The sequence below is a fragment of the Rhodococcus sp. NPDC059234 genome, assembly GCF_042754225.1.
Lineage (GTDB): Bacteria > Actinomycetota > Actinomycetes > Mycobacteriales > Mycobacteriaceae > Rhodococcus_G.
On sequence record NZ_JBHZAH010000040.1, the window covers coordinates 15453 to 39542 of the forward strand.

The window sequence follows — 24090 nt, forward strand, 5'->3', positions numbered from 1 at the left end:
ATTCAAGGCGAGGGGATAGATTGGGTCAAAGACTAAAAAAGTAGCAAAAATACTGCCTCTGCCTATGAATCGCCGGCCGTCCGCGCGTTCCCCTCACGCAGGTCGCGATCGGACTCGTCGCGGGTCAGCTTCGCGGCCGCCACCAGCGAGATGCCGGAGGCCATGTGGGCGTCGATGGATGCCGCGAACTCCTCGAAGGACGCGCGGGCAGTGGCCAGGAACTGTGCGGAGGCCTCGGTGAGCCGGCCGGGACGGCGGATCACGCCCATGCCTCGGGTCAGTCGCGGCGAGAGTTCGCGGACCACCCCGTTGCGCAGCATGGCGTCGAGCCCGCTGCGCAGCGGGACGATCGACACCCCGCCGCATGCCAGGACGATCGGCAGTACGGCGCCGCGCTGGCGGACCTCCACCGCGACGTCCGGTTCCACGCCGTGCCTGCGCAGCGAGCGCTCGATGAAATCTCTGGTCGCCGTGCCCCTTTCGCCCATCACGAACGGGGCCCGGGAGAGTCGCTCGATGGGCACGGGATCCGGCCACTGCGCCTCGGTGCCCGGTGGGCACACGAGCACGAGCTGCTGGTCGATCAGCTTCTCGCCCTCGAGATCCTCGGTCGGCAACGGCGTCGAGAGGATGCCCAGCTCGCACGCGCCCGAGCGCACCAGCGTGACGATGTCCGCGATCTTGTCCCGTTCCTCGATGTGGAACCGAACGTCCGGGTACTGGCGACGGAACTTGGCGACCCACACCGACAGCGGGTCGGAGGACAGGTCCGAGAGCGAGGCGATGTCGATGCGGCCGCCGCGCATCGCACCGACGTCGCGCACGGCGTTCTCTGCGGCCGTCACCTCCCGGAGGATCGCGCGGGCCGGACCGACGAGCGCCTCGCCGGCCGGAGACAGGACCAGTCCCCGGCCGACGCGGTGGAACAACTCGGTGCCCAGGTCTTTCTCGAGCTTGCGCACCGCCTGCGACAGCGACGGCTGCGCGACGCGCAGTCGCGCTGCCGCGCGGGTGACTCCGCCGCAGTCGACGACAGCGAGGAAGTACTCCATCTGGCGCAGGTCCATGGCCCAAATCTATCGCCGGCGCCGTCGCTAGTCAGCCACGAGCTCGGCCTCCCGCTCGACGCGGTCGATCACCTCGCCGGGCACCCGGACCGGCCCGGGGGAGTAGGTGACCGCGCGCAGGCCACCCGAGTAACGGAAGGGCCCGCGGCGCTCGCGCAGATCCCAGGACACCGGGCCGCGCGCGTCCACCCCGACCGAGATGCCGGTCCACGGTGCCATCCCGACCAACTGCACCTGCCCGAGCAGGTCGGCGGCGGGGACGCCGTCGACCCGGACGGTGAAGTCCCAGCGCAGGCGAGGCCGGACGGCCGCGGACACCTCGATCAGCCGCGATCCCACCGGTACCGGCCCCGCGTCGACCGAGGTGTACCGGCCGAAGCTGTTGATCCCGAACAGCAGATGACCGTCCTCCACGTAGAGCAGGTAGCCGCCCTGCGGGTCGCCGTGCGCGACGAGGACGCCCTCGTTGCCCTCCCGGAAGCCGTCGGCGCCGAGATCCGCGCCAATGACGAAGTCGCGGAAGGAGATCAGCCTCGACGAGCGGTAGCGTTCCAGGGTGGGGGTGCCTGCCAGAATGCGGACAGGTCGCGACAACGCCTCCTCTGCCGGCCTGCGGACGGCGAGCCCGCCCGCGCTGACGAGCGGGAACACGGTGTTCGTCCACGCCGCGTCGTCCCAGGCCTGCGCGAGTTCGGCCACCTTCTCCGGGTGCCGGTCGGCGAGGTCGTGGAGTTCGGTCGGGTCGGTGCGCACGTCGAACAGTTGCCACACGGGGGCGTCCACGTCGGCGCCGGGGTGCAGGGCCAGCAGCTTCCAGCCGTCCCGGTAGAAGCCGCGGTTGCCGGTCATCTCGGTGTACTGCTCGGTGTGCGTGCTCTCGGAGCCGCGGTCGCGCAGCAGGGCCGACGCATCGACCCCGTCGAACTCCTTGGCGGGCAGGTTGTTCCGCAGTCCCGGTGGCTCGATGCCGGCCAGGGACAGCAGCGTCGGAGCGAGATCGGTGACGTACGCGAACTGGTCGCGGATGCCGTTGTCGCCGTCGCTTCTTCGCAGGCCCTCGGGCCAGGACAGCACGAACGGCACCCGGACGCCCCCGGCGAACGACTGTCCCTTGTAGAAGCGGAACGGGGTGTTCGAGGTCTGCGCCCAGCCGCGCGGGTAGTGCACGCCGAGCCTGGCCGTGCCGATCAGTTCCTCGTCGTGCGGCACGTCGCCCACCCAGGCGGGGTCGGTGACGTGGGCGAACTGCGCGAAGTAGCTGCGGGTGCCCTCGGGGCCGCCCTCCGCGGTGCCGCCGTTGTCGGAGGTGAACACCACGATGGTGTTGTCGAGTTCGCCGAGTTCGGCGACGGTGTCGAGGATCCGGCCCACGCTCTGGTCGATCGAGTCGACCATGGCCGCGTACACCTCCATGTACCGGGCGAACCGGCGCTGCTGGTCGCCGTCGAGCGACTCCCAGGCCGGCACGTCGTAGCCCGTCTCGGCGTTGCGCGGTGCCTGCCGGGTGCCCTCCGGAAAGAGCCCCTGCGCCAGCTGTGCGGCGAAGCGGCTCTCGCGCAGCACGTCCCAGCCCTCGGCGTACCTGCCCCGGTACTTGGCGATGTCGGACGGCTTCGCCTGCAGGGGGCCGTGCATCGCGACGTGGGCGAAGTACAGGAAGAACGGCTTGTCCGGTTCGTGCGCCCGCAGGTCCTTCAGGTAGCCGACGGCCTTGTCGGTCAGATCGTCGGTCAGGTAGTAGTTCTCGGGGTACTCGTCGACATCGACCACGGAATTGTCCGAGACGAGCTGGTTCGGGTAGTAGAACGAATTGAGTCCCTCGAGCGACCCGTAGTACCGGTCGAACCCGCGCTGGGTGGGCCACGAGGCACGGGTGGCGCCGGGTCGCATGTCGGCATCGCGGACCAGGTGCCACTTGCCGACCGCATAGGTGGCATATCCGTTGCCGCGCAGGATCTCCGGCAGGGTGAGCACGTCCTCCGCCAACTCGAGCCGCAGGCCCGGGTAGCCGGGGTCGGCGTTGGCGACGAAGCCGTAACCCGCCCGATGCGGATTGAGGCCGGTGAGCAGTGCCGCGCGCGACGGCGAGCACAGCGGGGTGGTGTGGTAGTTCGTGAGCCGCACGCCCGAGGCGGCGAGTCGATCGAGGCTGGGCGTGTCGATCTCGGAGCCGAACGGTCCGATGTCGCTGTAGCCCATGTCGTCGATCAGGACGACGACGATGTTCGGCGATCCCGGGGTGGCGGTCGGGGTCGGCGTCCAGGACGGGGTCGAGTCGTCGGTGGTCCGGCCGATCCGGCCCGCGAACCCATCGTAGCCCCTGGCGTGCGGCGGGACGGTCATCAGCTCGCGACCCGCGCCGGCTGATCGATGGTCGAGTAGTGCGAGGCGTCGCCGGCGACGATGCGGCTGCGTTCGCCGTGGACATTGACCGGGACGTCGCCGGCGAGCGTGATCCGGCCGAGGCGACGGCGCTGGCCGTCGTAGTCGTCGATCGCGTAGTGCTGGGTCGCGCGGTTGTCCCAGATCGCGACGTCACCGGCCTCCCAGTTCCACCGGGTGGTGTTCTCGAGCTTGGTGATGCGGGCCTGCAGCAGCTGGAACAACGCCTGCGACTCGGTGGCGCCGAGGCCGACGAAACCCTTGACGAAGTGGCCGAGGAGCAGTGAGCGTTCGCCGGTCTCGGGGTGCACGCGCACCACGGGGTGCTGGGTCTCGTAGTAGGTGGACTGGAATTCCCGCCGGTACTCCTCGCCCTTGTCGTCGACGGTCTCGGCGGTGCTCGCCGCGTAGTCGTAGACGTTGGTGTGCGTTGCCCACAGGTTCTCCACCAGCGCCACGAGCGGCTCGGGCAGGGAGTCGTAGGCGGCGACGGTGGACGCCCACGTGGTCGAGCCGCCGTAGGCAGGCAGCACCTCGGCCCGCAGGATCGAGGCCTTCGGGATGCGGTCGACGAACGTGACGTCGGTGTGCCAGCTGTTGGCGCGGCCGTACTCGGAGTCGATCGGCAGGATTCTCTCGCCGCGGGAGGTGACGGTCGGGTGCGCGGTTGTGGGTTCGCCGAGCAGGCGGGCGAACTCGTACTGCGATTCCTCGTCCAGGTGATGCTGGCCGCGGAAGAAGACGACCTTGTGCGCGAGCAGCGCCTGACGGATCAGCGTGACCGTCGCCGGGTCGAGGTCGCCGCCGAGTGCAACCCCATCGACGCGGGCGCCGATGTGGGCGCCGAGCTTGACGACGGAGGCTCGTGTCGCCGTTGTCTGACTTGCGAAATCGATAGACATGAAAGACCTTTCGTCGGATTGGGGGTGACTCTGTGCTGCGGTCCAGGCAACCAGTGGGCTCCGGTGTGGCCAAGGTTTTCCGTCACCCTGATCGCAACCGGTATCCGGAAACCACCCATGCCGGAGGGGATTTCCCCTCGGTTGGAGGAGAATTCGACGGGGTGCTAACTTGGCGCCATGAACTCCGGCCGGCCGTCCCCGTTGCGGGTCACCTATGTGACCGCCGCACTGGGTTCTCGCCTGCCCCTGGCACGGGAACTGTGTTGTTCCCCTCGCGGTATCTGTAGCTAGTCCGCGCCGCCCGTTCTCGCACGTCGACTCCCGTTTCCGGCCGCTCTGAAGAGCGTCGCCGGCGATACGTCGGTGTCCCGTTCGACGGCAGCGCTCTCCCACACCGTGTAGGTCTGTCCCGCCAGGGACGAAGTGCAAGGAATTCGAGTGCTCACCTCAACTCTGTCGTCCGCGGCCGTGCTCACCCGGCCCACCCCCCGTACCGCACAACGTGTCCAGATCGTTCCCCCGGAGCTGCGGGTCGGCGACTCGCCGTCCGCGGCCGTCTTCCGGGTCGCATGCTCGCGCGGCCCGATCGCCCGGGACACCGCGGCCAAGGCCACCGGCCTGTCCACCGCCACGGTGAACCGCCAGGTCGCCGCCCTCCTGGCGGAGGGGCTGCTGCGCGAGCGCGGTGACCTCACCGCGTCGGGCGCGGTGGGCAGGCCCCGGGTCCCGTTCGAGGCCAACCACGAGCCGTACCTCACCATCGGCATTCACATCGGTGCGGTCGTCACCGGCATCGTCGCGAGCGATATTCGTGGCAAGGTTCTCGGCGCTGTGGAGATCGCCACCCCGACCGGGCCGCAGCAGGGCGCGCTCGCCCAGATCACCCGCAGTGCAAGGATGTTCGTCTCCCGCTGGCACAAGCGCAAGCCGCTGTGGGTGGGCGTCGCACTCGGCGGTCGGGTCGACGCGACGACGGGCAGGGTCGACCACCCGCGTCTCGGGTGGGCCGACGCCCCGGTCGGCGCCGTGATCGGCGAGGGCCTCGGCCTGCCGGTGTCCGTCGCCGCGCACGTGGAGGCGATGGCCGCCTCCGAGCTGTTGCTCGCACCGCAGCGTCCCGGCGACACCCCGGCCGCCGGCACCAGCCTCTACTTCTACGCCCGGGAGACCGCGGGGGTGGCGGTCACCATCGACGGCCGGGTGCACACGCCGTCCAGCGGTCCGGGCTCGATCGTGCACCTGCCAACGGGCTCCTCGGCCCAGTGCTCCTGCGGAGCGCGCGGCTGCCTCGAGGCCACGGTCAGTGACCGGGCCACGATCACCGCGGCCCGCGACGCCGGCATCCTGACCGACACCGACGAGCGGCCCGCCATCGCGGCCGTGTACCGCGCGGCGGCGGCGGGATCGATTCCGGCACACGAACTTCTGGTCGAGCGAGCCCGGGTGCTCGGTCGCACCGTCGCGATGCTGCGCGACCTCTTCAACCCGGATCGGGTGATTCTCGGTGGGCAGGCGTTCACCGAGTACCCGGCCGGGATCCCCCACGTCGCGGAGGCGTTCGCGCACACGTCGAGCCTGGCCCGCAAGGACATCCGGATCACCGGTTTCGGAAACCGGGTCCAGGAGTTCGCCGCGGGTGTCGTCTCGCTCAGTGCCCTCTACGCCGATCCGCTCACCTCCATGCGAAGGACCTTTCCCCAGTGAGCTCCACGACCACCACAATCTCCGCCCTCGACCGACGTACCTTCTTCCGTGGTGCGGGTCTGACGGCCGCCGCGATCCTCGGTACCGGACTGCTCGGAGCGTGCTCCTCGGCGGTCGGCGAGCAGAAGGCGGGTGCCGGGGCCGGCGCCTCCGGTACCCCCGTCCGCGGCGGTACCCTCCAGGCCGGCATCACCGCCGACGTGATCCCGTCGACCTTCCTCACCAACACGGCCGGCTCGACCACCGTGATCGGCCTCGCCTACGACAGTCTGGTTCGGTACCCGCACGACAAGGTCGAACCCGTTCCGCGACTTGCCAAGTCGTGGCAACTCGCCGCCGACGGGCTGTCGCTGACGCTGGACCTTCGCGACGACGTCACCTTCCACAGTGGGCGGCCGTTCACGTCCACGGACGCGGAGTTCTCGATACGCACGTACGCGGACCCCAAGTGGACGGCGCAGTTGCGCAGTACCGCCGCCGCGATCACCACGTTCGACACGAGCGATCCGCACCGGCTCGGACTGACGTTCGCGCATCCGCTCGGGAACATCTTCGACCTGCTCGACACGGTGCCGATTCTCGACCGCGAGTCCATCGACAAATTGTCGGCGGGAGAGGCGTTCGTCGGGACCGGGCCGTTCAAGCTGGTCTCGCGCACACCGAACACCGCGCTGGTCTTCGAGCGCAACGAGCACTACTGGATCCCGGACAGGCCGTTCCTGGACCGGGTCGAGGTCGCGATCATCCCGGACTCCCAGGCGCTGCTCAGCTCTCTCAAGTCGGGCCAGGTGGCGGTGGCGTCCGGCCTGAACTATCGCGACAACGAAACACTCGGCAGGACAGCCGGATTTCAGTCCGTCTCGCTCGAGGGCGCGGAGCTTCAGGTGTACGTCGGTGCCAACGTCACGCACCCGGCTCTCGCCGACGTGCGGGTGCGCCAGGCGATCGCGTACGCGGTGGACCGCGACCGTGTCGTCGCGGAGGTGTTCCGTGGCTCGGGCTACCCGGTGAACCTGCCGTGGCCCAAGACCTCGCCCGCCTACGACGAGGCCAAGAACAGGACGTACGTCCGTGACGTGGCCAAGGCGAAAGCCGTGCTCGCCGAGCACGGGGCACCGGTGCCGGAGCTGCCGTTGACCTATCAGGCGGGCAACCCCTTCTACGAGGCCACTGCGCAGATCGTGCAGGCGAACCTGGCGGAGGTCGGCATCCCCGTCCGGCTCGACCCCCAGGAGGGTGCGGCGTTCGTCAAACAGCTGATCGGCGGGACGATTCCGGGCCTGTGGACGACGTTCCACTCGTGGGCCCAGTACGTCCCGTCCACGCTCACGGTGAGCGCCTACCCGTTCAACGCGCTGAAGAACGCCTCGCACTACGAGAACCCGGCCTACGTCGATGCCGCCGACGCGGCCTGGCAGGTGGTCGACGGCACCGGTGCCGAGGCGACGGCGAGGTACCGGGCCGTCAGCGACCAGCTGCTGGACGGGCTGTTCCTGGTGGAGATCGGGGTGGTGCTCAACCAGCTCGCCGCGGCCAGGAAGGTGCACGGCATCGACTGGACCAAACGCTCGGAAATCGTCTACACGGACGCCTATCTGGCCTGACGGCCGACCCGAGAGGAGTCAACGCAATGGTGCGATACCTCGCGCGCCGGCTGCCGTCGGCCGTCGCCGTTCTGCTGCTGGCCTCGTTACTGATCTTCTTCGTGCTGCGGCTGGTACCCGGCGACCCGGCGACCAGTCTGGCCGGGCCCGACGCCTCACCGGAAGCCGTTGCCGCGATCCGGCATTCGCTCGGTCTCGACCGGTCGATTCCCGCCCAGTACGTGGCGTGGCTCGGTTCGGTGGCGACCTTCGACCTGGGACGGTCGTACGTGATCGGCGGCCAGATCTCCGATCTGGTGGTCGCCGGACTCGTCAACACGGTGGTGCTCGCGGTGACCGCGCTGGTACTGGCCCTGGTGGTCGCCCTGTTGCTGAGCGTCGCGGCGGTGGTGTGGCCGACGCGGTGGCTGACCGGCCTCGTGGCCGGCTTCAACACCGTCGCGGTCGCGTTGCCGCCGTTCGTCAGCGGCGTGCTGCTGGTGCTGGTGTTCGCGGTGTTGGTGCCGGTGCTACCTGCCGGCGGACTTCCCCCGGGCGGCTTCCTGGCCCGGCCGGACATCTCGATGCAGTACCTGCTGTTGCCTGCGGTGTGCCTGGGGCTGCCGGTGGCCGCGGCGTTGACCCGTTTCCTCACCGAGTCGCTGCGCACCGAGATGCGTCAGCCCTACGTCCTCACGGCACGGGCACTCGGCGTGTCTCGGTGGAACCTGGTCAGCGGCAGCGCACTTCGCAATGCGCTCCCGACGATGTTGACCGTGCTCGGTCTGCAGGCCGGGCAGCTGCTCGGTGGCGCGGTTCTGGTGGAGGCGATCTTCGCCTGGCCAGGCATCGGCCAGCTGATCGAGCAGGGCATCAGCCGACGCGACTACCCGGTGGTGCAGGTACTGCTGTTGATCTCCGTCACTGTGTTCGTGTTCGTGCAGCTCGTCACGGACGTGGTGCACGCCTACCTGGATCCGCGGATCCGCATCGGGGGTACGCCGTGAGTGTCACCGAGATCGACGATCCGGCGGTCGCGGACCGGGCGTTGTCCGCGCCGCCTCAGCGCCGACGGGAGACGCTCGCCGCGCTCACTCGCGGGCAGGGACTGGTCGGCGTGGTGTTGGTGGTCGCGGTGGTCGCGGCCGGCCTCCTGGCGCACTGGCTGGCGCCGTTCGGGCCCACCGAGCAGATCGCGGGTGCCAACCTGCTCGGCCCCAGTGCACAGCACTGGCTCGGCACCGACCAGGTCAACCGCGACGTCTACTCCCGTGTGCTGCACGGCATCACGATCAACCTCGAGATCATCTTCGTGGCGGTGCCGGTCGGTGCGCTGATCGGGTCGCTGCTCGGCCTGGTGTCCACCCTGCATCCCGTGAGCGACGTGCTGGCCCAACGGCTGTTCGACGTCGTACTCGCCTTCCCGGCGCTGATCCTGGCCATCGCGTTGGCGGCGATCATCGGGCCCGGCGCGACGACGGTGGTCGTGGTGATCGTGGTGGCCGAGGTGCCGATCTTCGGCCGGACCATCCGGACCCAGGTGCTGCGCGTCCGGGAGCAGCCGTTCGTCGAGTCGGCGGAGGTGATCGGGGCGAGTCGATGGTGGGTGCTGCGCAGACACGTCCTGCCGAACACACTCGAACCCTTGGCCGTTCAGGTCGCGCTGTCGCTGTCGATCGCGGTGTTCGTGGAGTCCGGAATGAGTTTCGTCGGCATCGGAGTCCGGCCCCCGGAGCCCTCGTTGGGTTCGATCATCTCCGACGCCGTTCCCAATCTCGACGCCAACCCGGCCTTCGCCATCGGTCCACTCGTGGTTGTCGCGGCGCTGGTGCTCGGGTTCCTGCTCGTCGCCCAGGCGCTCGGTTCGGCGCGCCGGGTCTGACCCCTCTGATAGGAGAAGACGATGGCCGACACGACCATCCTCGCCATCGAGAACCTCACCGTCCGTTTCGGAGACGACGCCGTCCCGGTGGTCGACGGGCTGAGTCTGGCCGTGAACCGCGGCGAGATCCTCGCGCTCGTCGGCGAATCCGGCTCCGGAAAGTCGATGACCGCCAAGGCGGTGCTCGGACTGCTGCCGGAGCCTGCCACCGCGAGCGGATCGGTCACGCTCGGCGGAGACGAGGTGATCGGTGCCGGAGAGGCCGCCCTCGCCGCGGTGCGCGGCACCAGGGCGGCGATGGTGTTCCAGGAACCGCAGACAGCCCTGAACCCGGTCCGGACGATCGCGTGGCAGATCGCGCAGGCGTTGCGCGCTCACGGCCGCGTGACTCGGGCGCAGGCCAGGATCCGGGCGGTGGAGCTGTTGCGGCTGGTGGAGATTCCCGATCCCGAAGTTCGGGTGGACTGGTTCCCGCACCAGCTGTCCGGTGGACAGAAGCAGCGGGTGGTGATCGCGCTCGCGCTGTCCGGTGAGCCCGACCTGCTGATCGCCGACGAGCCGACGACCGCGCTCGACGTGACGGTGCAGGCCGAGATCTTGGACCTGCTGCGGTCGCTGCGCGAGACGCGGGGCACGGCGATCCTGCTCATCACCCACAACATGGGGGTGGTGGCGGACGTGGCCGACCGGGTGGCCGTGCTGCACCGCGGGCAGCTGGTCGAAACTCGCGGAGTGTTGGAGCTGTTCGCGCGGCCGAGGGAGAGGTACACCGCCCAGTTGCTGGCGGCGGTGCCGCGTGTCCGGGCGGACACGGACGCCGCTCCGTCGGGCGACGAGCAGCGACCGGAACCGATCCTGGCCGTTCGAGATCTCGACGTGGTGTACCCGGCCAGTCGTGGCGGCGAGCGATTCCACGCCCTACGTGCGGTGACGCTCGACGTGACCGCGGGGGAGGTGCTCGGTGTGGTGGGGGAGTCGGGTTCGGGCAAGACGACTCTCGGCCGGACGGTGCTCGGCGCGGTGCGGGCGAGCGGCGGGCAGGTGCTGCTCGACGGCGTCGACCTGCGGTCGCTGTCGGGGCGCGAGCTGAGTGCCCTGCGCCGCGGGGTGGCCTTGGTGCATCAGGATCCGGCGGCCTCGCTCGATCCGCGATGGTCGATCGGGGACAGCGTCGCGGAACCGCTGCGCGTGCACCGCGCGGCCTCGGGCGCGTTGCTCCAGGCCAGGGTGGCGACGCTGCTCGAATCGGTCCGGCTGCCACGCTCGTTCGCCACCCGCAGGCCGGGCGAGCTGTCGGGCGGGCAGCGGCAGCGGGTCGCCCTGGCACGGGCGTTGGCGTTGGCGCCGCGGCTGCTGGTCGCCGACGAGCCGACCAGCGCCCTGGACGTGTCGGTGCAGGCGGAGGTGCTCGAGCTGTTCGCAGACCTGCGGGCCGATTACCGGTTCGCCTGCCTGTTCATCAGTCACGACCTGGCGGTGGTGAGCCAGGTTTCCGACCGGGTCGCGGTGCTGAGGCGCGGGGAGCTCGTCGAGATCGGCGCCACCCCGGCGGTGTTCGGTGACCCGCGCGACGACTACACGCGCGCGCTGCTGGATGCGGTGCCGATCCCGAACCCGGTCGAACAACGGGCGCGGCGCGACGGCGCGCGCTCGGACCCCCGGTTGTCCGCGGTCGGATAGCGGTCGTCGGGCCCGGTGCTCCGACGAGTGCGCGCCTGCCGGCGAGGGCCATACAAGGCCTTGTCTGCAGGCGCACACCCGAGGGTCCGTCCGCCGGGTCAGAGCGCCGGCACCGGGGTCTCGACACCGGCCCGGCGGCGGGCGCCGGTGATCACCACGGCGGCGATCAGCAGGGCCGCGAGCACCAGCCCGGCGCCGACGGTGAACGAGAGCGCGAAGCCGTCGGTCAGGGCCTGCGCGCGCTCGACCCCGCCGTCGATCAGGTGCTCGGTGCGCGTCGACGCGAGCACCGCGAGCACCGCCAGCCCGAGGGCGCCGCCGATCTGTTGCGTGGTGTTGAGCAGCCCGGAGACCGCGCCCGCGGTGTCCGCGGCGGCGTCCGCCATCCCGAGACCGATCAGCGCGGGCATGGACAGGCCGAAGCCGACACCCATCACGACCATGGCGGGCAGCACGTCGGTCAGATACCGTCCGTCGACGGAAACCTGTGCCAGCAGCACGAATCCGATGGCAATCATCGTCAGTCCGCCGAGCAGCACCCGCCGCTCGCCGAACCGGGTGTTGGCGCGGGCGGACAGCCCGATCGACACCGCGCCGATCGCGACGGCGGGCGGGAGCATCGCCAGCCCCGTCGTCATCGCGTCGAGTCCGAGCACCTGGCGCAGGTACAGGACGACCAGGAACTGGAAGCCGAACATTCCGGCGATCAGCAGCGCCTGCGTCAGGTTTGCACCGGAGATGTTGCGGGAGCGGAAGACCGACAGCGGCAGCAGCGGGGTGCCGGCGGTGGCCTCGCGGGCGAGGAAGGCCGTGACGCCGACCACGGCCACGAGGCCGAGGCCAAGGGTGTGCGCCGACAGCCAGCCGTACTGCTCGACCGTCACGATCGTGTAGATCGCGAGCATCAAGGACCCGGTGACGAGCGCGGCGCCGGGCAGATCCGCGCTGGCCGAGATGCCGATACCCTTGTCCCGCGGCAGGATCCGGCGGGCCGCGACGACGGCCGCGATGCCGATCGGGATGTTGATCAGGAAGATCCAGGACCAGTCCGCGATCTGGGTGAGCACGCCGCCGGCGAACGAGCCCATGGTGCCGCCCGCGGCCTGCACGAAGCTGAACGCGCCGAACGCCGTCGCGCGCTCGCGCGGCACGGTGAACGTGGTGGTGATCATGCCCAGGATGACCGCCGAGACGATGGCCCCGCCGGCGCCCTGCAGGAAGCGGGCGCCGATCAGCAGCTCGGGGGTGGTGGCCAGCCCGCACAGCAGCGAGGCGAGGGTGAACACCGCGATGCCGGTCAGGAAGACGTGGGTACGGCCGGCCAGATCGCCCAGCCGGCCGGCGAGCAGCAGCAGTCCAGCGAACGGGATCAGATAGGCGTTGACGACCCAGGACAGGCCGGTCTGGGTGAAGCCGAGGTCGTCCTGGATCGCCGGCAGGGCGACGTTCACGATGGTCTGGTCCAGCACGATCATCAGTGCGCCGGCGCACAGCACGGCGAGGGCAGCCCATCGTGACCGGGCTGATTCGACTTTGGCCTGGAACATCCTCTGACCTCCATAGGTGCATGACTTGTAACTGTGGAGATCATCTGTGACTATCAAGCGCGGCGGAAGGAGGCACTTTCATGTCCCAGGGGAACATCGATGTATCCGACCAGGTCCTCCTGGAAGCGTGCCCGATTCAGGAGGTGCTCACCCGGGTCGCGGGCAAGTGGAGCATCGGGATCCTGGTCGCGGCCGCGCAGGGTCCGATCCGGTTCACCGAGCTCGAGCGGGCCGTCGCCGGGATCAGTCGGCGCATGCTGACGCTGACCCTGCGAAACCTCGAGCGCGACGGGATGCTCCACCGCACCGTCTACCCGACTGTGCCGCCGAAGGTGGAGTACGAGCTGACCGACATCGCGCGCGAGCTGCACCAGTACCTGTTGGGGCTCACCCAGTGGGCCGAGCGTCACCGGCCCGAGATCGCGCGCGCCCGTTTCGATTACGACTCGGCCCAGGAGCGTCGGACCGCCCACGCCTGACCCGACTCCGGCAGGCGGAGCCTGCCGGAGTCGGGGGCCGTTCCCGGCCGCACGGGCCGGGAACAGCCACCGAGGTGCCCTCCCGCTACTTGCTGGAGCCGAAGCCGCCCAGCAGGGAGTCGAGGCTGCCGCCGCCGTTGCCGTTGCCGTTGCCGTTGCCGGGGGCGACGATCACCGAGGCCTGGTCCGAGGAGGCGTTGACGTTGCCGTTGCCGGAGTACTCGGCGGTGATGGTGCTCTGGCCTGCGGTTGCCGGGGTCCACTGGGTGGCCGCGGTGCCGTCGGCTCCGACCTGGGCGGTGCCGACGACGGTGTTGCCGTCCTTGAAGGTGACGGTGCCGCCGGCGTCTGCGGGGCTGACCTTCGCCGTCAGCGCGGTCGCCGTGCCGACGGTGGCTCCGCTGACCGGGCTCAGCGTGGTGGTCGAGTTCGTCGTCTGTGCCGGGGCTTCGGCGACGGTGACCTGCTGGGTGGTGGTGGATCCGGCGACACCGTCACGCCCGGAGAACGTGGCGCGGAGGGCGTGGCCGCCCGCGGTGGCGGGGGTCCACTGGTAGGTCGCCTTGCCGTCGGCCGGGACGGGGATGGTGGCAAGTGAGGTGCTGCCGTCGAGGAGTTCGATGGTGCCACCCGCCGCGGTGGGGGTCACGGTTGCGGTGATGGTGCTGGCTCGGCCGACCTGCGCGCCGGTGACGGGGGCGAGGGTGACGGTGGAGTTGGCGTTCTGTTCGGAGACCTGCACCGTCTGTGGTGCGGACTGGGATCCGTTGGCGTAGGCGGTGTCCGCGAATCGTGCGGACAGGGTGTGGCCGCCCTTCACTGTGGGCGTCCAGGCGAGGGTCGCCGTGCCGGTGGCGTCGAGCTGCCCCTGGCCGATCTTGGTGGTGGCGTCGTAGAAGTCGACGGGGTCGCCGGGTGCGCCGCCGGTGACCGTGGCGGTGAGGGTGGTCGGCTGGCCGACGCGAGCGCTGGGGACGGCGGCAAGCACGGTGGTGGAAGCGTTCTTGGCCAGCGTGACCGCCGGACCCTTGGTGGCGTAGTTGCCGCTGCCGAGGGATCCGCCGTAGTCCATGCCGGTGGTCAGTGCGGTGCCGCGGGGGCAGTTCGAGCCGACCTTGTAGTCGACGCTGAACGTCGGCGAGGAGTGGAAGCCGGGGCGGTTCTGGACGACCCAGGAGGTGACGCCCCACGAGGCGCGGACATAGCCGGTGCCGTTGCCCTCGTCGGCGTTCACCTCGGGGTTGGCCGGCGAGCTGTTCATCTTGGCGGAACCGGGGACGTAGGTCAGGCAGGACGGGTGCCGGTCCTTGATGTTGTAGATGAACTCGTCGACCCAGCTGGTTCGGTCGAATTGTGTTGTGACCGTGATGGTGTCGCCCTCGACGGGGGTCGTGTTGCTGATCGTTCGGGTGAACCGGGAGCTGCCGTCGTCCCAGGTGATCGATCCGGGGGCGGCGCCGGCGACGCCTGCGCCGAGGAGGGCGAGTGCTCCAACCGCGAGTGTGGTCGCCGCGCCGGCGGCGACGCCGCGTGTCGTCGATCGTGGTGTCATGGTCTTCCTTCGGTCGTCGTGGTGCGGCGCTCGACACGAGGTCGCCGCGTTCGGTGGGGGCGTGTGCTCGGCGGTGCGGCGGTCGCGGCGCCGAGCGCACGGGTCTGGCCGCCTGGGATGACGTCTAGCTGCCGTTGTCGAAGACCCGGGTGATGGTGTCGCCGAGACCGGCGCTGTCGAGGGTCACGCAGAAGGGGTGACCGCGTACTCGATCGGTGACAGGGCTTGGTGCAGGTGGCGTCCATCCACCGGCCGTACCGTCAGCTGAGGGACTGCAGCAGCTTCGCCGCCGAGAAGATGTCCCCGATGGTGCCGAGGACCGAGATGACGGTGGACAGCGTAGCCATTGTTGCTCCTTGAAATGGATGCGGGAAATAAGTCGCGCGGAGCCGAAGAGTTCCGCTGGACGGGTAAGTCCTATCACGACGACCCGGCTGGTGTGAGCGAAATATGAGAACCATGGAACCGAACTGTTCGACACCGTTACGAGATGCAACGTATCTGATGAAAAGGTATTCGCACGGCGTTCGTTCGGAGTTCGAATTCACCGGGATGTGTGCGGGTAGCCCCAGGCAGGCATCATATTTGATGTATCGAACCCGGGTAGCAATGGTGTCGTCGGACCCGGTCGGGGCGAGTGCCCCCAGATAGTGGTCGATGCAGGATGTGAAATTGCGATTCCGTGCCGGGCGGTGCGAACCAATGGCTTTCCCGACCTTTCTCGGTCGGGCTTGCGCCCCTATTCATCCCGAGGCGACGGAATCCCTGCCGCCTTCGATCGTGGGGGACCGGCGAACGCGCGTACTGGGCACCTCCCGATGGCAGCCACCTTCGACGACGAGCCGGACCCGACAGAACGAGGCCCGAACGCCCTGGCGGTCGTGGATACTCAGCGGCGGACCAGGACTGCTGTCCAACTGAGATGCCTTGGGTTCGTCCGCCGATGTCACGAGGAGACCGACCTCACCATGTCGTCATTCCGATCTCGCACCCGAGCCGCATTCCTGCGCACGGTGACCGCGGCCGCCGTGGCCAGCTCCCTGGTCCTCGGTTCCGCGTCGCTCCACCTTGCCGCGGCCGCGCCCGGCGCCCGGAGCGGCGCGCCCTCGGCGCCGACCGGTATCACGCATGCGGGTCGGTGGATCACCGACCGCGACGGACGGGCGCTGATCACAAGCGGCGTCAACATGGTGGCCAAGCACTCGCCGTACGCGCCCGACGCCCTGGGATTCGGCGACGACGACGCGCAGTTCCTCGAGGACAACGGCTTCGACAGTGTGCGTCTGGGCATTGTCTGGAAGGCCATCGAGCCGAATCCCGGTGTCTACGACGACGCTTACCTGGCGCGGATCAAGAACACCGTCGGCGTGCTGGCTTCGCACGGCATCACCACGCTGATCGACATGCATCAGGACCTGGCGAACGAGAAGTTCCAGGGTGAGTGGGAGCCCGATTGGGCCGTACTCGACGACGGGCTGCCCGTTGTCCCGAAGTTGGGCTTCCCCTACAACCAGTTCGCGACTCCTGCGCTGCTGGTCAACTATGACAACTTCCTGGCGAACAAGGCCGGACCGGGCGGGGTCGGCGTCCAGGACCGCTTCGCGGCGGCCTGGGCGCACACTGCCGGATTCTTTCGTGGGACGGCCGGAGTGATGGGGTACGACCTGCTGAACGAGCCGTGGCCCGGCAGCTCCTACCCGCTGTGCCTCGTCGGTGACTGCGCGGCCGCGAACGCCGAGCTCACCGCGATGCACCACCGACTCGCACGGGCGATCCGGGCCCAGGACCCGGCCACGATGGTCTTGTACGAACCGTTCTCACTGTCCAACAGCGGCGTGCAGCCGAACCCCGGGACCACCGGAGATCCCAACGAGGCGTTGTCCTTCCACGACTACTGCACGTTCGCGGCGATCAGCGGCGGCTCCGGCTCGGCATCGGACGATGTGTGTGGCCCGTTCGACGACTCCGTCTTCGCCAATGCCCAGGCCCACTCCAGCGCCACCGGCGCCGGGTTGCTGCTCACCGAATTCGGCTCGACCGACGACGAGAAGACCCTGATCGCGGCGCTCGACCGAGCCGCGAAGAACATGGTCGGCTGGCAGTACTGGGCGTACTGCGGGTGCGACGACCCGACCACCCAGGACCAGGCCGGGCAGGCCATCGTGCTCGACCCCGCCAAGCCCCCAACCGGGGACAACGTCCGGTGGAGCAAGGTGAGAACGTTGGCCGTGCCGCATCCGCGTCTGGTGTCCGGGACTCCGCTGTCCTATGGGTTCGATCGTGCGAATTCGACTCTGCGGGTGGAGTACTCGACGTCCCGCGCCGACGGCCACGGACGGTTCGGCGCGGGAGCCGTGACTTCGATCGCGATGCCGAAGCTCGAGTACCCGTTCGGATACACGGTGACGGTGACCGGTGGTTCGGTGAGTTCGGCCCCGAATGCACCAGTCCTGCAGGTGCGCAGCGCATCCGGAGCGGATAGGGTCACGGTGCTGGCCACCCCTGCCTGAGCGGCTTCGTCGGCCCCGAAGTGGGCGCGATATCCGCCCACCCCAGGACCCGCCTACTTCTCCCGCCTCACCGCATCAGCGGACCGACATCACGCACTCCCGGTCCGGAAGAGCTGGATCAGCGTGAAACCACTCCGGACGGTGCCGACCGACTGCCCGGCTCCTGGGCTGGCATCCGGTTCGGTGGCACCGGGTAGGGGGCGCCCTTGCCGAGGGTTCCTGTCGCCATGTTCGGTCCACACTGCAGCACGGCGTTCCGCGATCCGGGCGCGGGGTCGGACAGTGCCGGCTTTCCCGTGTCGGGTGGTGCGGCGAAGTTGAATGCGGACGTCATGTCTCCGACCGTGGCGCGCCGCCACTGTGTCAGGTTTGGCACCGGAGCGCCGAATCGTCTTTCCAACAACCGCAATTGAGAAGTGTGGTCGAACACCTCCGACGCAATCAGTCCGCCGCGGCTGTACGGCGAGACGACCAGGGCCGGCACGCGGTACCCGAGGCCGATCGGCCCGGCCACGCCTTTCGCTGAGGACACGGAATCCAAGGGAACGGTGAGGAACTCGCCGGGCGTCCCCGGCGGCGGCGTGGGTGGGGTGACGTGATCGAAGAATCCACCGTGCTCGTCGTACGAGATGATCAACGCGGTCTTTGCCCAGACGTCGGGATTCGACGTGAGGATGTCGAGCAGTTCCACGAAGCCCGCGGCACCGAACGCCGGCGGCAGAGCAGGATGCTCGCAGTTGAGCAGTGAGGGAATGACCCAGGACACCGCGGGCAGGGTGCCGTTGGCCACGTCGCTGCGGAAGTCGTTGGGGTAGGTCGGATCGATTCCCTTGCGGGCCAGGGCGGAGTTGGGGTCTCGGGCCTGTTTGAAGCAGCCCATCATCCCGTCGAGGGCGACCGAGGAGACCGGGCCGAAGTCCTTGTTGTTGTATATCTTCCAGCTCACGCCCGCCTCTTCGAGGCTCTCGGGGTAGGTCTTCCACGAGTACTGGAACTTCGGGATCAAGGTCGGCGTCTCCACCAGCGGCCCGCCGGCCAGTCCGTCGGGGTCGATGGTTCCGCTCATCCAGTACAGCCGATTGGGGTCGGTGGGGCCGAGTACGGAGCAGTGGTAGTTGTCGCACAAGGTGAAGGCATCGGCGAGCTGGTAGTGAATCGGGATGTCGTCCCGGGTGTAGTAACCCATCGCTGCCGGGCCGTTGCCGACACCGACCGAGGCGATGGACATCGGCATCCATCTGTCGTTCGCTCCGTTGTTCCACGCCTCGTGCGTACCGGCCCACGAGTGGTCCGGATCGTTGATGCACTCACCGTCCAACGATGCGCCCCGGGTCGTGTCCAACCGGAACGGGTTGATGAATCCCGTCGGGTCCTCGCCGCGTTCGGGGGAGTAGCCGTACTGCTTCCACGCCGCGGACGGATCGTCGAATCCGCGCCCGCCCGACAGAGTGCCGAAGTAGTGATCGTACGACCGGTTCTCCTGCATGAGCAGCACGAAGTGCTCGATGTCGTCGAGAGATCCGTGGCCGATGTCGGACATGGTGTGCGCCCTGGCAATGATGGGGCTCGCCCAAGAGTTGAGCATCGCGACCGAACCGACTGCCGTCGCCTTGGCGAGAAACTCGCGGCGAGATAGGCCCGCGAACGGGTTTCCATGCACCATGCGGCGATACTCGCACGCGTTATCGCGACGCGCAAACGTTGGCGCCGAGACTTTCGTTGGTGCGTAAGGAGACTAGTCCGAAACGCCGGATCGATGCCGTCTGACCGATTCATCCCTTCGGTTCAGCGGTCCACGTCTCGTATCCCGAAAAAAATCCCACGACCAGGTGAAGCTCCAGTACCGTTCGCCACGATTTTCCGGGGACGCGGGTTCCCGAGCGCACATTCGAGAGGACATGACGTGTCAGCATCCAGCTACTTCCGGCCGGCAGGGCTCGCCCTCGCGTGCGTGATCGCCCTGGCGCCGGCCATCGCGGCCCCCGCCCTGGCCTCAGCGGGCTCGAGCGGCCTCGACTTCGGTTCCAGCCAGCTCGGTTCGTCCGGACCGGCGGACCCGCTACCGGAACTGCCCGCCCCCGCACCGAACGCGGTCCGACTCGACGGAGCGAAGAACTTCCGCGACATCGGCGGCTACACCACGACCGACGGCCGGAAGGTTCGCACGGGAGTCGTCTACCGCTCCAACAAGATCGACTCGCTGACCGACCCGGACCTGGCGAAGCTGACCGCCGCGAACGTCACCCTCGACGTGGACCTGCGCAATACCTCCGAACGTGCGCAGGCGCCGGACCGGCTTCCGCCGGGCGTGCGCTACCAGGTGGCCGACGTAGAAGGCGGCGGTAGCAACTTCTGGTTCCACGAATTCATGCCGCTCACGCTCGGACGCGCGCTGATCGACGCCGCGGTCAGCGGGTCCTCGGACCTCGGAATGTCCGTCCAGTACCCGTTCATGGTCAGCTACCACGGCTCGGACGTCGCATTCGGCGACCTGCTGAAGGCCATCGCGCACAACGACAGTGGCGCCACGATGTACCACTGCACCTCCGGCAAGGACCGCACCGGCTGGAGCACCGCGGTGCTGCTCACCCTGCTCGGGGTGCCCCGCGACATGGTCAACGCCGACTACATGGCGTCGAACACCTACCTCGGTGACGCCCACGCGGTCGAATTGTCCTGGCTCGATGCGGCATTCGACCAGATGAACCGGATCTACGGCAGCTTCGACAGGTACGTGCGCGACGGCCTCGGACTCGACCAGGCCGCCATCGACACACTGCGAGCCGAACTCCTGACCTAGGTTGCGTCCGTCAACTGCGGTGAACCACGCGATGGCGGTGTTCACTACGATCCCCGCCGGGTAGACAACGGCAGTGTGTCTCGGGCGCGATGCGGGGCCGGTTCGTCCGCGCTCGCCGCGCGGGTGTGGGCGCACCGGCCCGACACCGTCAACCCTCGAGCCGTGGCCCGTCCTCGGCACCTGGCCGCTCGAGCTGCCGGTCGCACGCATCCTCGGTGTCCCAGAGAAGTGGCCGCTCCGGACTGACGGCACCCACACCGTGCATGACGGTCCGCGTCAGCGCGCCGACTGCACGGATCTGGAGTTCGAGGGCCGCGTCGACGGCCGAGAGTGCAAAGAGCGCGGGGACGCCGATCCACAATGGAATCTTCATCGGTCCTCCTCTGATAGATGGTCCGCCAGCGCGGGTAGATGGTCCGCGGGCGAGGCCATGGCTGGCGATCGGCGGAGGCGGCGGAGCTGTCGAACTACATACTTCGTCGGGGCTGCGCCGATCACGACGGGAGGATTGCCGGGGGAGGTACCTGCTTGTGGATCGGCGGTGCCCTGGGCGTGTGGGGTAGGGATGACGGCAACGGTCGGACCTGGCCGGAGGTTCTCGGTCACGGTGGCCGTGGCATGGTCAGCTTCGGCGTGGGGCACCTGTCGGCCCAATCGGTGGGCACCAGTCACCCCGCCGGCGCGATGTCGAGGAAGTTGCGCCGGCTCGCACGCCGGCGTGCCTGTGCGATGAAGTCGGCCCACGACTCGATGCCCGGGTGAAGCTTGATCAGCTTTCGCCGTTGGCATTCCGTCATTCCTCCCCAGACTCCGAATTCGACGCGGTTGTCCAGGGCGTCTGCGCCGCACTCGAGGATGACGGGGCAGTGCTCGCAGAGCGCGGCGGCTTGTCGTTGCTTCGTCAGGCCCCGTACGAACATCCTGTCGGGGTCACTGAAGCGGCAGTAGGCCTGTGCGACCCAGCTTCCGGGTGCGTCGACGAGGTCGGTGTGGGGGCGGCCAAGAGCGTTGATCATGTCGGGGTTTGCTTTTCACTGAGAACCGAGCTGACGGACGGCGGGTGGCTGGAGGCGGCGCCGGAGGCTGGGATTCGGCGCCGGGCCGGCCGTAGGGTGTGTTCCCGGCCAATACGGCCGTGCCATGGTGTGTCCCTTGTGAATTGGTGCGGTCATGAGAGTTGCCGCGGTCGGTGGGAGAGACCGGGCTCCGGCGCCCGCGAGGGCGCGGCGCCGGAGCCCGGAGCAGATGGCGGTCGGGTCCGCCGAGGGTCGTGCTGACGGTGGGCGCCGGGGGCGCCGTGGACCTGACTACTGGCTGGAGCCGAAGCCGCCGGGGAGGGAACCGACGCTGCCGCTCGAGCCGTTGCCGCCGGGCCCGAGGTAGCTCACGGAGACGGAGGGGCCCTTGGTGTAGTAGGCGCCGGATCCGAGCGAGCCGTTGTAGTCCATGCCGGTGGTCAGGTTGTTGCCACGGGAGCAGCCGGTACCGACCTTGTAACTCACGCTGAAGACGGGGGAGGAGCCGGGCTGGTTCCGGACGATCCAGTCGTTGGGGGCGAAGTCGACGCTGACGAGGGGGTCGCGGCCCGGGATCGTGCCGTCGTCGACCTGGGGGGCGAGCGGGGTGTTGTTCATCTTGGCGGAGCCGGGGACGTAGGTCAGGCAGGCCGCGTGCCGATCCTTGATGTTGTAGAGGTGTTCCTCGGTGGAGTTGGTGCGCTCGAACTTGGTGGTGATCGTGATGATCTCGCCGGCATCGGGGGTGGAGTTGCTCACGGTGCGGGTGAAGTGGGAGTAGTAGTCGTCCCAGGTCACCGTCGCGGGGGCGGCACCGGCGATGCCGGAACCGAGCAGGGACAGAACTCCGAGCGCGACGGTCGTCGCCGCGCCCACGGCGACGCCGCGGCGGGTTGTTCGAGGGGTCATGATGGTTTCCTTGTGGTGTGTGCGGCCGTGAGCATCGCCGCAAGAGGTGTGAGTTCGGGCTCCGGCGTGAGGGGGTGGCGCCGGAGCCCGAAGCGTGTGCCTCGGCGCAGCGGACGCCGAGCCGAGAGCGGACGATCGTCGACCCGGGTCCGCGCCGGGCTGCTACTTGCTGGAGCCGAAGCCGCCGAGCAGGGAACCGAGGCTGCCGGTTCCGCCAGTTCCGTCGCCGCTTCCGGGCGTGACGGTGACGGTGACGAAGCCGGAGGAGGCATTGACGGTGCCGCTACCGGAATAGTCGGCCGTGATGCTGCGGTCCCCGGCGGTGGCAGGTGTCCACCGGAGGGTGGCGGTGCCGTCGGTGCCGACCTGGGCGGTACCGATCGCGGAGCCGCCGTCCTTGAAGGTGACGGTGCCACCGTTGCCCGCGGGGTCGACCGTGGCGGTCAGTGTGGTGGCCTTACCGACGGTGGCGCCGGTGACCGTGCTCAGGGTGGTGGTCGACTCGGTGTTCGTGCCGACCGTGACGGAGGGACCCTTGGTGCCGTAGTTGCCGCTGCCGAGCGATCCGCCGTAGTCCACGCCGGTGGTCAGGGCAGTGCCGCGGACGCAATCGGCGCCGACCTTGTAGCGGACGCTGAAGGTGGGGGAGCGGTGGAAGCCGGGGCGGTTCTGGACGACCCAGTCGGTGATGCCCCAGGAGGCGCGGACGTAGCCCGATCCGTTGCCCTCGTCGGCAACGACCTCGGGGTCGACTACGGGGTATTCGCTCTGGCCGATCATCTTGGCGGAGCCGGGAACGTAGGTCAGGCAGGACGGGTGTCGGTCCTTGACGTTGTAGATGTACTCGTCGACCCAGCTGGTCCGGTCGAACTTCGTGGTGACCGTGACGGTCTCGCCCGCATTGGGGGTGGTGTTGCTGATGGTGCGGGTGAAATGGGAGCTGCCGTCGCCCCATTCGATGGAAGCGGGTTCGGCGCCGGCGATGCCTGCGCCGAAGAGGGTCAGGGCTCCGGCCGCGACGGTTGCGGCCGCGCCCGCGGCGACGCCGCGCGCGATGTGTCGTGATGCCATGGGTGATCCTTGGGTCGCTGGTGTGCGACCGTCGATGTCGAGGCCGCAGCGTGGGGGCGTGGGGGTCGAGTGCTCGGCGCCGAGTCGATCGCGGCGCCGAGCGCCGGAATTAGCTGCCGTTCTTGAGGACTCGGGTGATGGTGTCTCCGAGGACATCGCTGATCGAGCCGGTGGAGCTCATCTGGCCCTCGGCGGAGCCGAGACCGTTGGCGTCTGCGCTCCCGAGCGTGGCCTCGCCCGGGTTCTTGTCCCGCACTGTGAAGCAGGCGGTGAGGTTCGCCTTGGTGGTCCCGACACCGACGGTGCCGCCTGCGTACATCCCACCGCTGGTGATCGAGGCCCCGGTCTGGGCCCGGTCCGGGACCCGGTAGGTGAACTCGGCGGTCACCGGGTTGCCCGAGTTGACGAACCAGCCGGTGCTGCTGACCCGCCAGCCGCCGTCCCCGGTCGGCTCGGGGGTGACGTCTGCCGCCACCTGGCCCTGGGCGAAGTGGTAGGAGGTGACCTTCGCCGCGATGGGCTTGTCGAAGCCGACTGGAGGGTAGTCGCCGATGGAGTTGACGTACGGGTTCCCGATGCTGGTGGTCCCGACGACGATCTTGTAGGTGACGTTGGTCCCGGCGGCCGCCTGGGCAACCGAGACGCTCTTGTCGTAGGTGTGGGTGATCCACACCGTGCTCCAGTCGTTCTTGGTGTCGTGGCTGGACTGGGCGCAGGCCGAGTCGGCGGCGTTCGCGACGCCGGTGCCGACCCCGAGGAGAGTGGCCGGCAGTGTGGTCGCCGCCGCGACGGCGGCGAGGCGACGAGCGGTTGTCCGCTGCATGGGGTTTACCTACTTCTCTTCTGGTGTGGGTCGAGCGTGCGGCCGACCCGGGTGGGCGTCACGGTGGCCCGGGCGGTCCAGGCCGCCGCGACATCGGGTTGTCGATCCCGTCGACGGTGATCGATCACCGAGGGTGACCGATCACCGAGGGTGACCGGCGCCGGCGCACAGGGGGAAGAGCGC

The 24090-nt window shown here is 69.0% G+C and carries 19 protein-coding genes; 8 read left to right on the forward strand and 11 right to left on the reverse strand.

The features are described 5' to 3' along the window. Positions 1-62: 62 nt before the first annotated feature. From ACFXGJ_RS11300 to ACFXGJ_RS11310, 3 genes are read right to left on the reverse strand one after another with little or no spacing between them, the layout of a single operon-like run. A complete protein-coding gene (locus ACFXGJ_RS11300; RefSeq protein WP_378619104.1) occupies positions 63-1067 on the reverse strand; it encodes a LysR family transcriptional regulator in 1005 nt (334 codons plus the stop codon). A 27-nt stretch (positions 1068-1094) separates the two neighbouring features. Then, entirely contained in the window at positions 1095-3410 is a 2316-nt protein-coding gene (locus ACFXGJ_RS11305; RefSeq protein ID WP_378619106.1) for an arylsulfatase, read from the reverse strand. After that, positions 3410-4351 (reverse strand): TauD/TfdA dioxygenase family protein, encoded by a 942-nt coding sequence (locus ACFXGJ_RS11310; RefSeq protein WP_378619109.1) that lies wholly within the window; start codon positions 4349-4351, stop codon positions 3410-3412. Before ACFXGJ_RS11310 ends, ACFXGJ_RS11305 begins: the two co-directional genes overlap by 1 nt. A gap of 453 nt (positions 4352-4804) precedes the next feature. Here ACFXGJ_RS11310 and ACFXGJ_RS11315 point away from each other — a divergent pair, with 453 nt between their 5' ends. Genes ACFXGJ_RS11315 through ACFXGJ_RS11335 form a run of 5 tightly spaced genes read left to right on the forward strand, consistent with a single transcriptional unit; the run spans position 4805 to position 11200 of the window. Continuing rightward, the gene (locus ACFXGJ_RS11315) at positions 4805-6055 is read left to right on the forward strand and encodes an ROK family protein (protein ID WP_378619171.1); all 1251 of its coding nucleotides are present in this window, start codon (positions 4805-4807) and stop codon (positions 6053-6055) included. Further along, positions 6052-7659, forward strand: a complete 1608-nt coding sequence (locus ACFXGJ_RS11320; protein WP_378619111.1) for an ABC transporter substrate-binding protein — start codon at positions 6052-6054, stop codon at positions 7657-7659. Before ACFXGJ_RS11315 ends, ACFXGJ_RS11320 begins: the two co-directional genes overlap by 4 nt. A gap of 26 nt (positions 7660-7685) precedes the next feature. Continuing rightward, positions 7686-8645, forward strand: a complete 960-nt coding sequence (locus tag ACFXGJ_RS11325) for an ABC transporter permease (protein ID WP_378619114.1) — start codon at positions 7686-7688, stop codon at positions 8643-8645. After that, a complete protein-coding gene (locus ACFXGJ_RS11330; RefSeq protein ID WP_378619117.1) occupies positions 8642-9520 on the forward strand; it encodes an ABC transporter permease in 879 nt (292 codons plus the stop codon). Before ACFXGJ_RS11325 ends, ACFXGJ_RS11330 begins: the two co-directional genes overlap by 4 nt. A gap of 21 nt (positions 9521-9541) precedes the next feature. Beyond that, on the forward strand, positions 9542-11200 hold the full coding sequence (locus ACFXGJ_RS11335; RefSeq protein WP_378619120.1) for a dipeptide ABC transporter ATP-binding protein: 1659 nt from the start codon (positions 9542-9544) through the stop codon (positions 11198-11200). 98 nt (positions 11201-11298) lie between these two features. Here ACFXGJ_RS11335 and ACFXGJ_RS11340 read toward each other — a convergent pair whose 3' ends face one another. Next, positions 11299-12747, reverse strand: coding sequence for a DHA2 family efflux MFS transporter permease subunit (locus ACFXGJ_RS11340; protein ID WP_378619123.1), 1449 nt, complete (start codon positions 12745-12747; stop codon positions 11299-11301). 80 nt (positions 12748-12827) lie between these two features. Between ACFXGJ_RS11340 and ACFXGJ_RS11345 the strand changes: the two genes are divergently transcribed. Then, positions 12828-13226, forward strand: a complete 399-nt coding sequence (locus ACFXGJ_RS11345; RefSeq protein ID WP_378619125.1) for a winged helix-turn-helix transcriptional regulator — start codon at positions 12828-12830, stop codon at positions 13224-13226. Positions 13227-13311: 85 nt separating this feature from the next. Here ACFXGJ_RS11345 and ACFXGJ_RS11350 read toward each other — a convergent pair whose 3' ends face one another. Further along, positions 13312-14778, reverse strand: a complete 1467-nt coding sequence (locus ACFXGJ_RS11350) for an Ig-like domain-containing protein (protein WP_378619128.1) — start codon at positions 14776-14778, stop codon at positions 13312-13314. A 968-nt stretch (positions 14779-15746) separates the two neighbouring features. Between ACFXGJ_RS11350 and ACFXGJ_RS11355 the strand changes: the two genes are divergently transcribed. After that, positions 15747-17288, forward strand: coding sequence for a cellulase family glycosylhydrolase (locus ACFXGJ_RS11355; RefSeq protein WP_378619130.1), 1542 nt, complete (start codon positions 15747-15749; stop codon positions 17286-17288). 118 nt (positions 17289-17406) lie between these two features. Here ACFXGJ_RS11355 and ACFXGJ_RS11360 read toward each other — a convergent pair whose 3' ends face one another. After that, a complete protein-coding gene (locus ACFXGJ_RS11360; RefSeq protein WP_378619133.1) occupies positions 17407-18951 on the reverse strand; it encodes an alkaline phosphatase family protein in 1545 nt (514 codons plus the stop codon). A 240-nt stretch (positions 18952-19191) separates the two neighbouring features. Here ACFXGJ_RS11360 and ACFXGJ_RS11365 point away from each other — a divergent pair, with 240 nt between their 5' ends. Beyond that, positions 19192-20088 (forward strand): tyrosine-protein phosphatase, encoded by an 897-nt coding sequence (locus ACFXGJ_RS11365; protein WP_378619136.1) that lies wholly within the window; start codon positions 19192-19194, stop codon positions 20086-20088. A 148-nt stretch (positions 20089-20236) separates the two neighbouring features. Here the strand turns inward: ACFXGJ_RS11365 and ACFXGJ_RS11370 are convergent, their stop codons facing one another. From ACFXGJ_RS11370 to ACFXGJ_RS11390, 5 genes are all read right to left on the reverse strand, one after another. Continuing rightward, positions 20237-20461 (reverse strand): hypothetical protein, encoded by a 225-nt coding sequence (locus ACFXGJ_RS11370; protein ID WP_378619138.1) that lies wholly within the window; start codon positions 20459-20461, stop codon positions 20237-20239. A 295-nt stretch (positions 20462-20756) separates the two neighbouring features. Further along, complete coding sequence (locus ACFXGJ_RS11375; RefSeq protein WP_378619141.1) at positions 20757-21104, reverse strand: WhiB family transcriptional regulator; 348 nt, start codon at positions 21102-21104, stop codon at positions 20757-20759. A 291-nt stretch (positions 21105-21395) separates the two neighbouring features. Next, positions 21396-22013 (reverse strand): hypothetical protein, encoded by a 618-nt coding sequence (locus ACFXGJ_RS11380; RefSeq protein ID WP_378619143.1) that lies wholly within the window; start codon positions 22011-22013, stop codon positions 21396-21398. Positions 22014-22175: 162 nt separating this feature from the next. Continuing rightward, complete coding sequence (locus ACFXGJ_RS11385) at positions 22176-23084, reverse strand: Ig-like domain-containing protein (protein ID WP_378619165.1); 909 nt, start codon at positions 23082-23084, stop codon at positions 22176-22178. A gap of 109 nt (positions 23085-23193) precedes the next feature. Then, positions 23194-23907 (reverse strand): hypothetical protein, encoded by a 714-nt coding sequence (locus ACFXGJ_RS11390; protein ID WP_378619169.1) that lies wholly within the window; start codon positions 23905-23907, stop codon positions 23194-23196. Between the last annotated feature and the right edge of the window lie 183 nt (positions 23908-24090).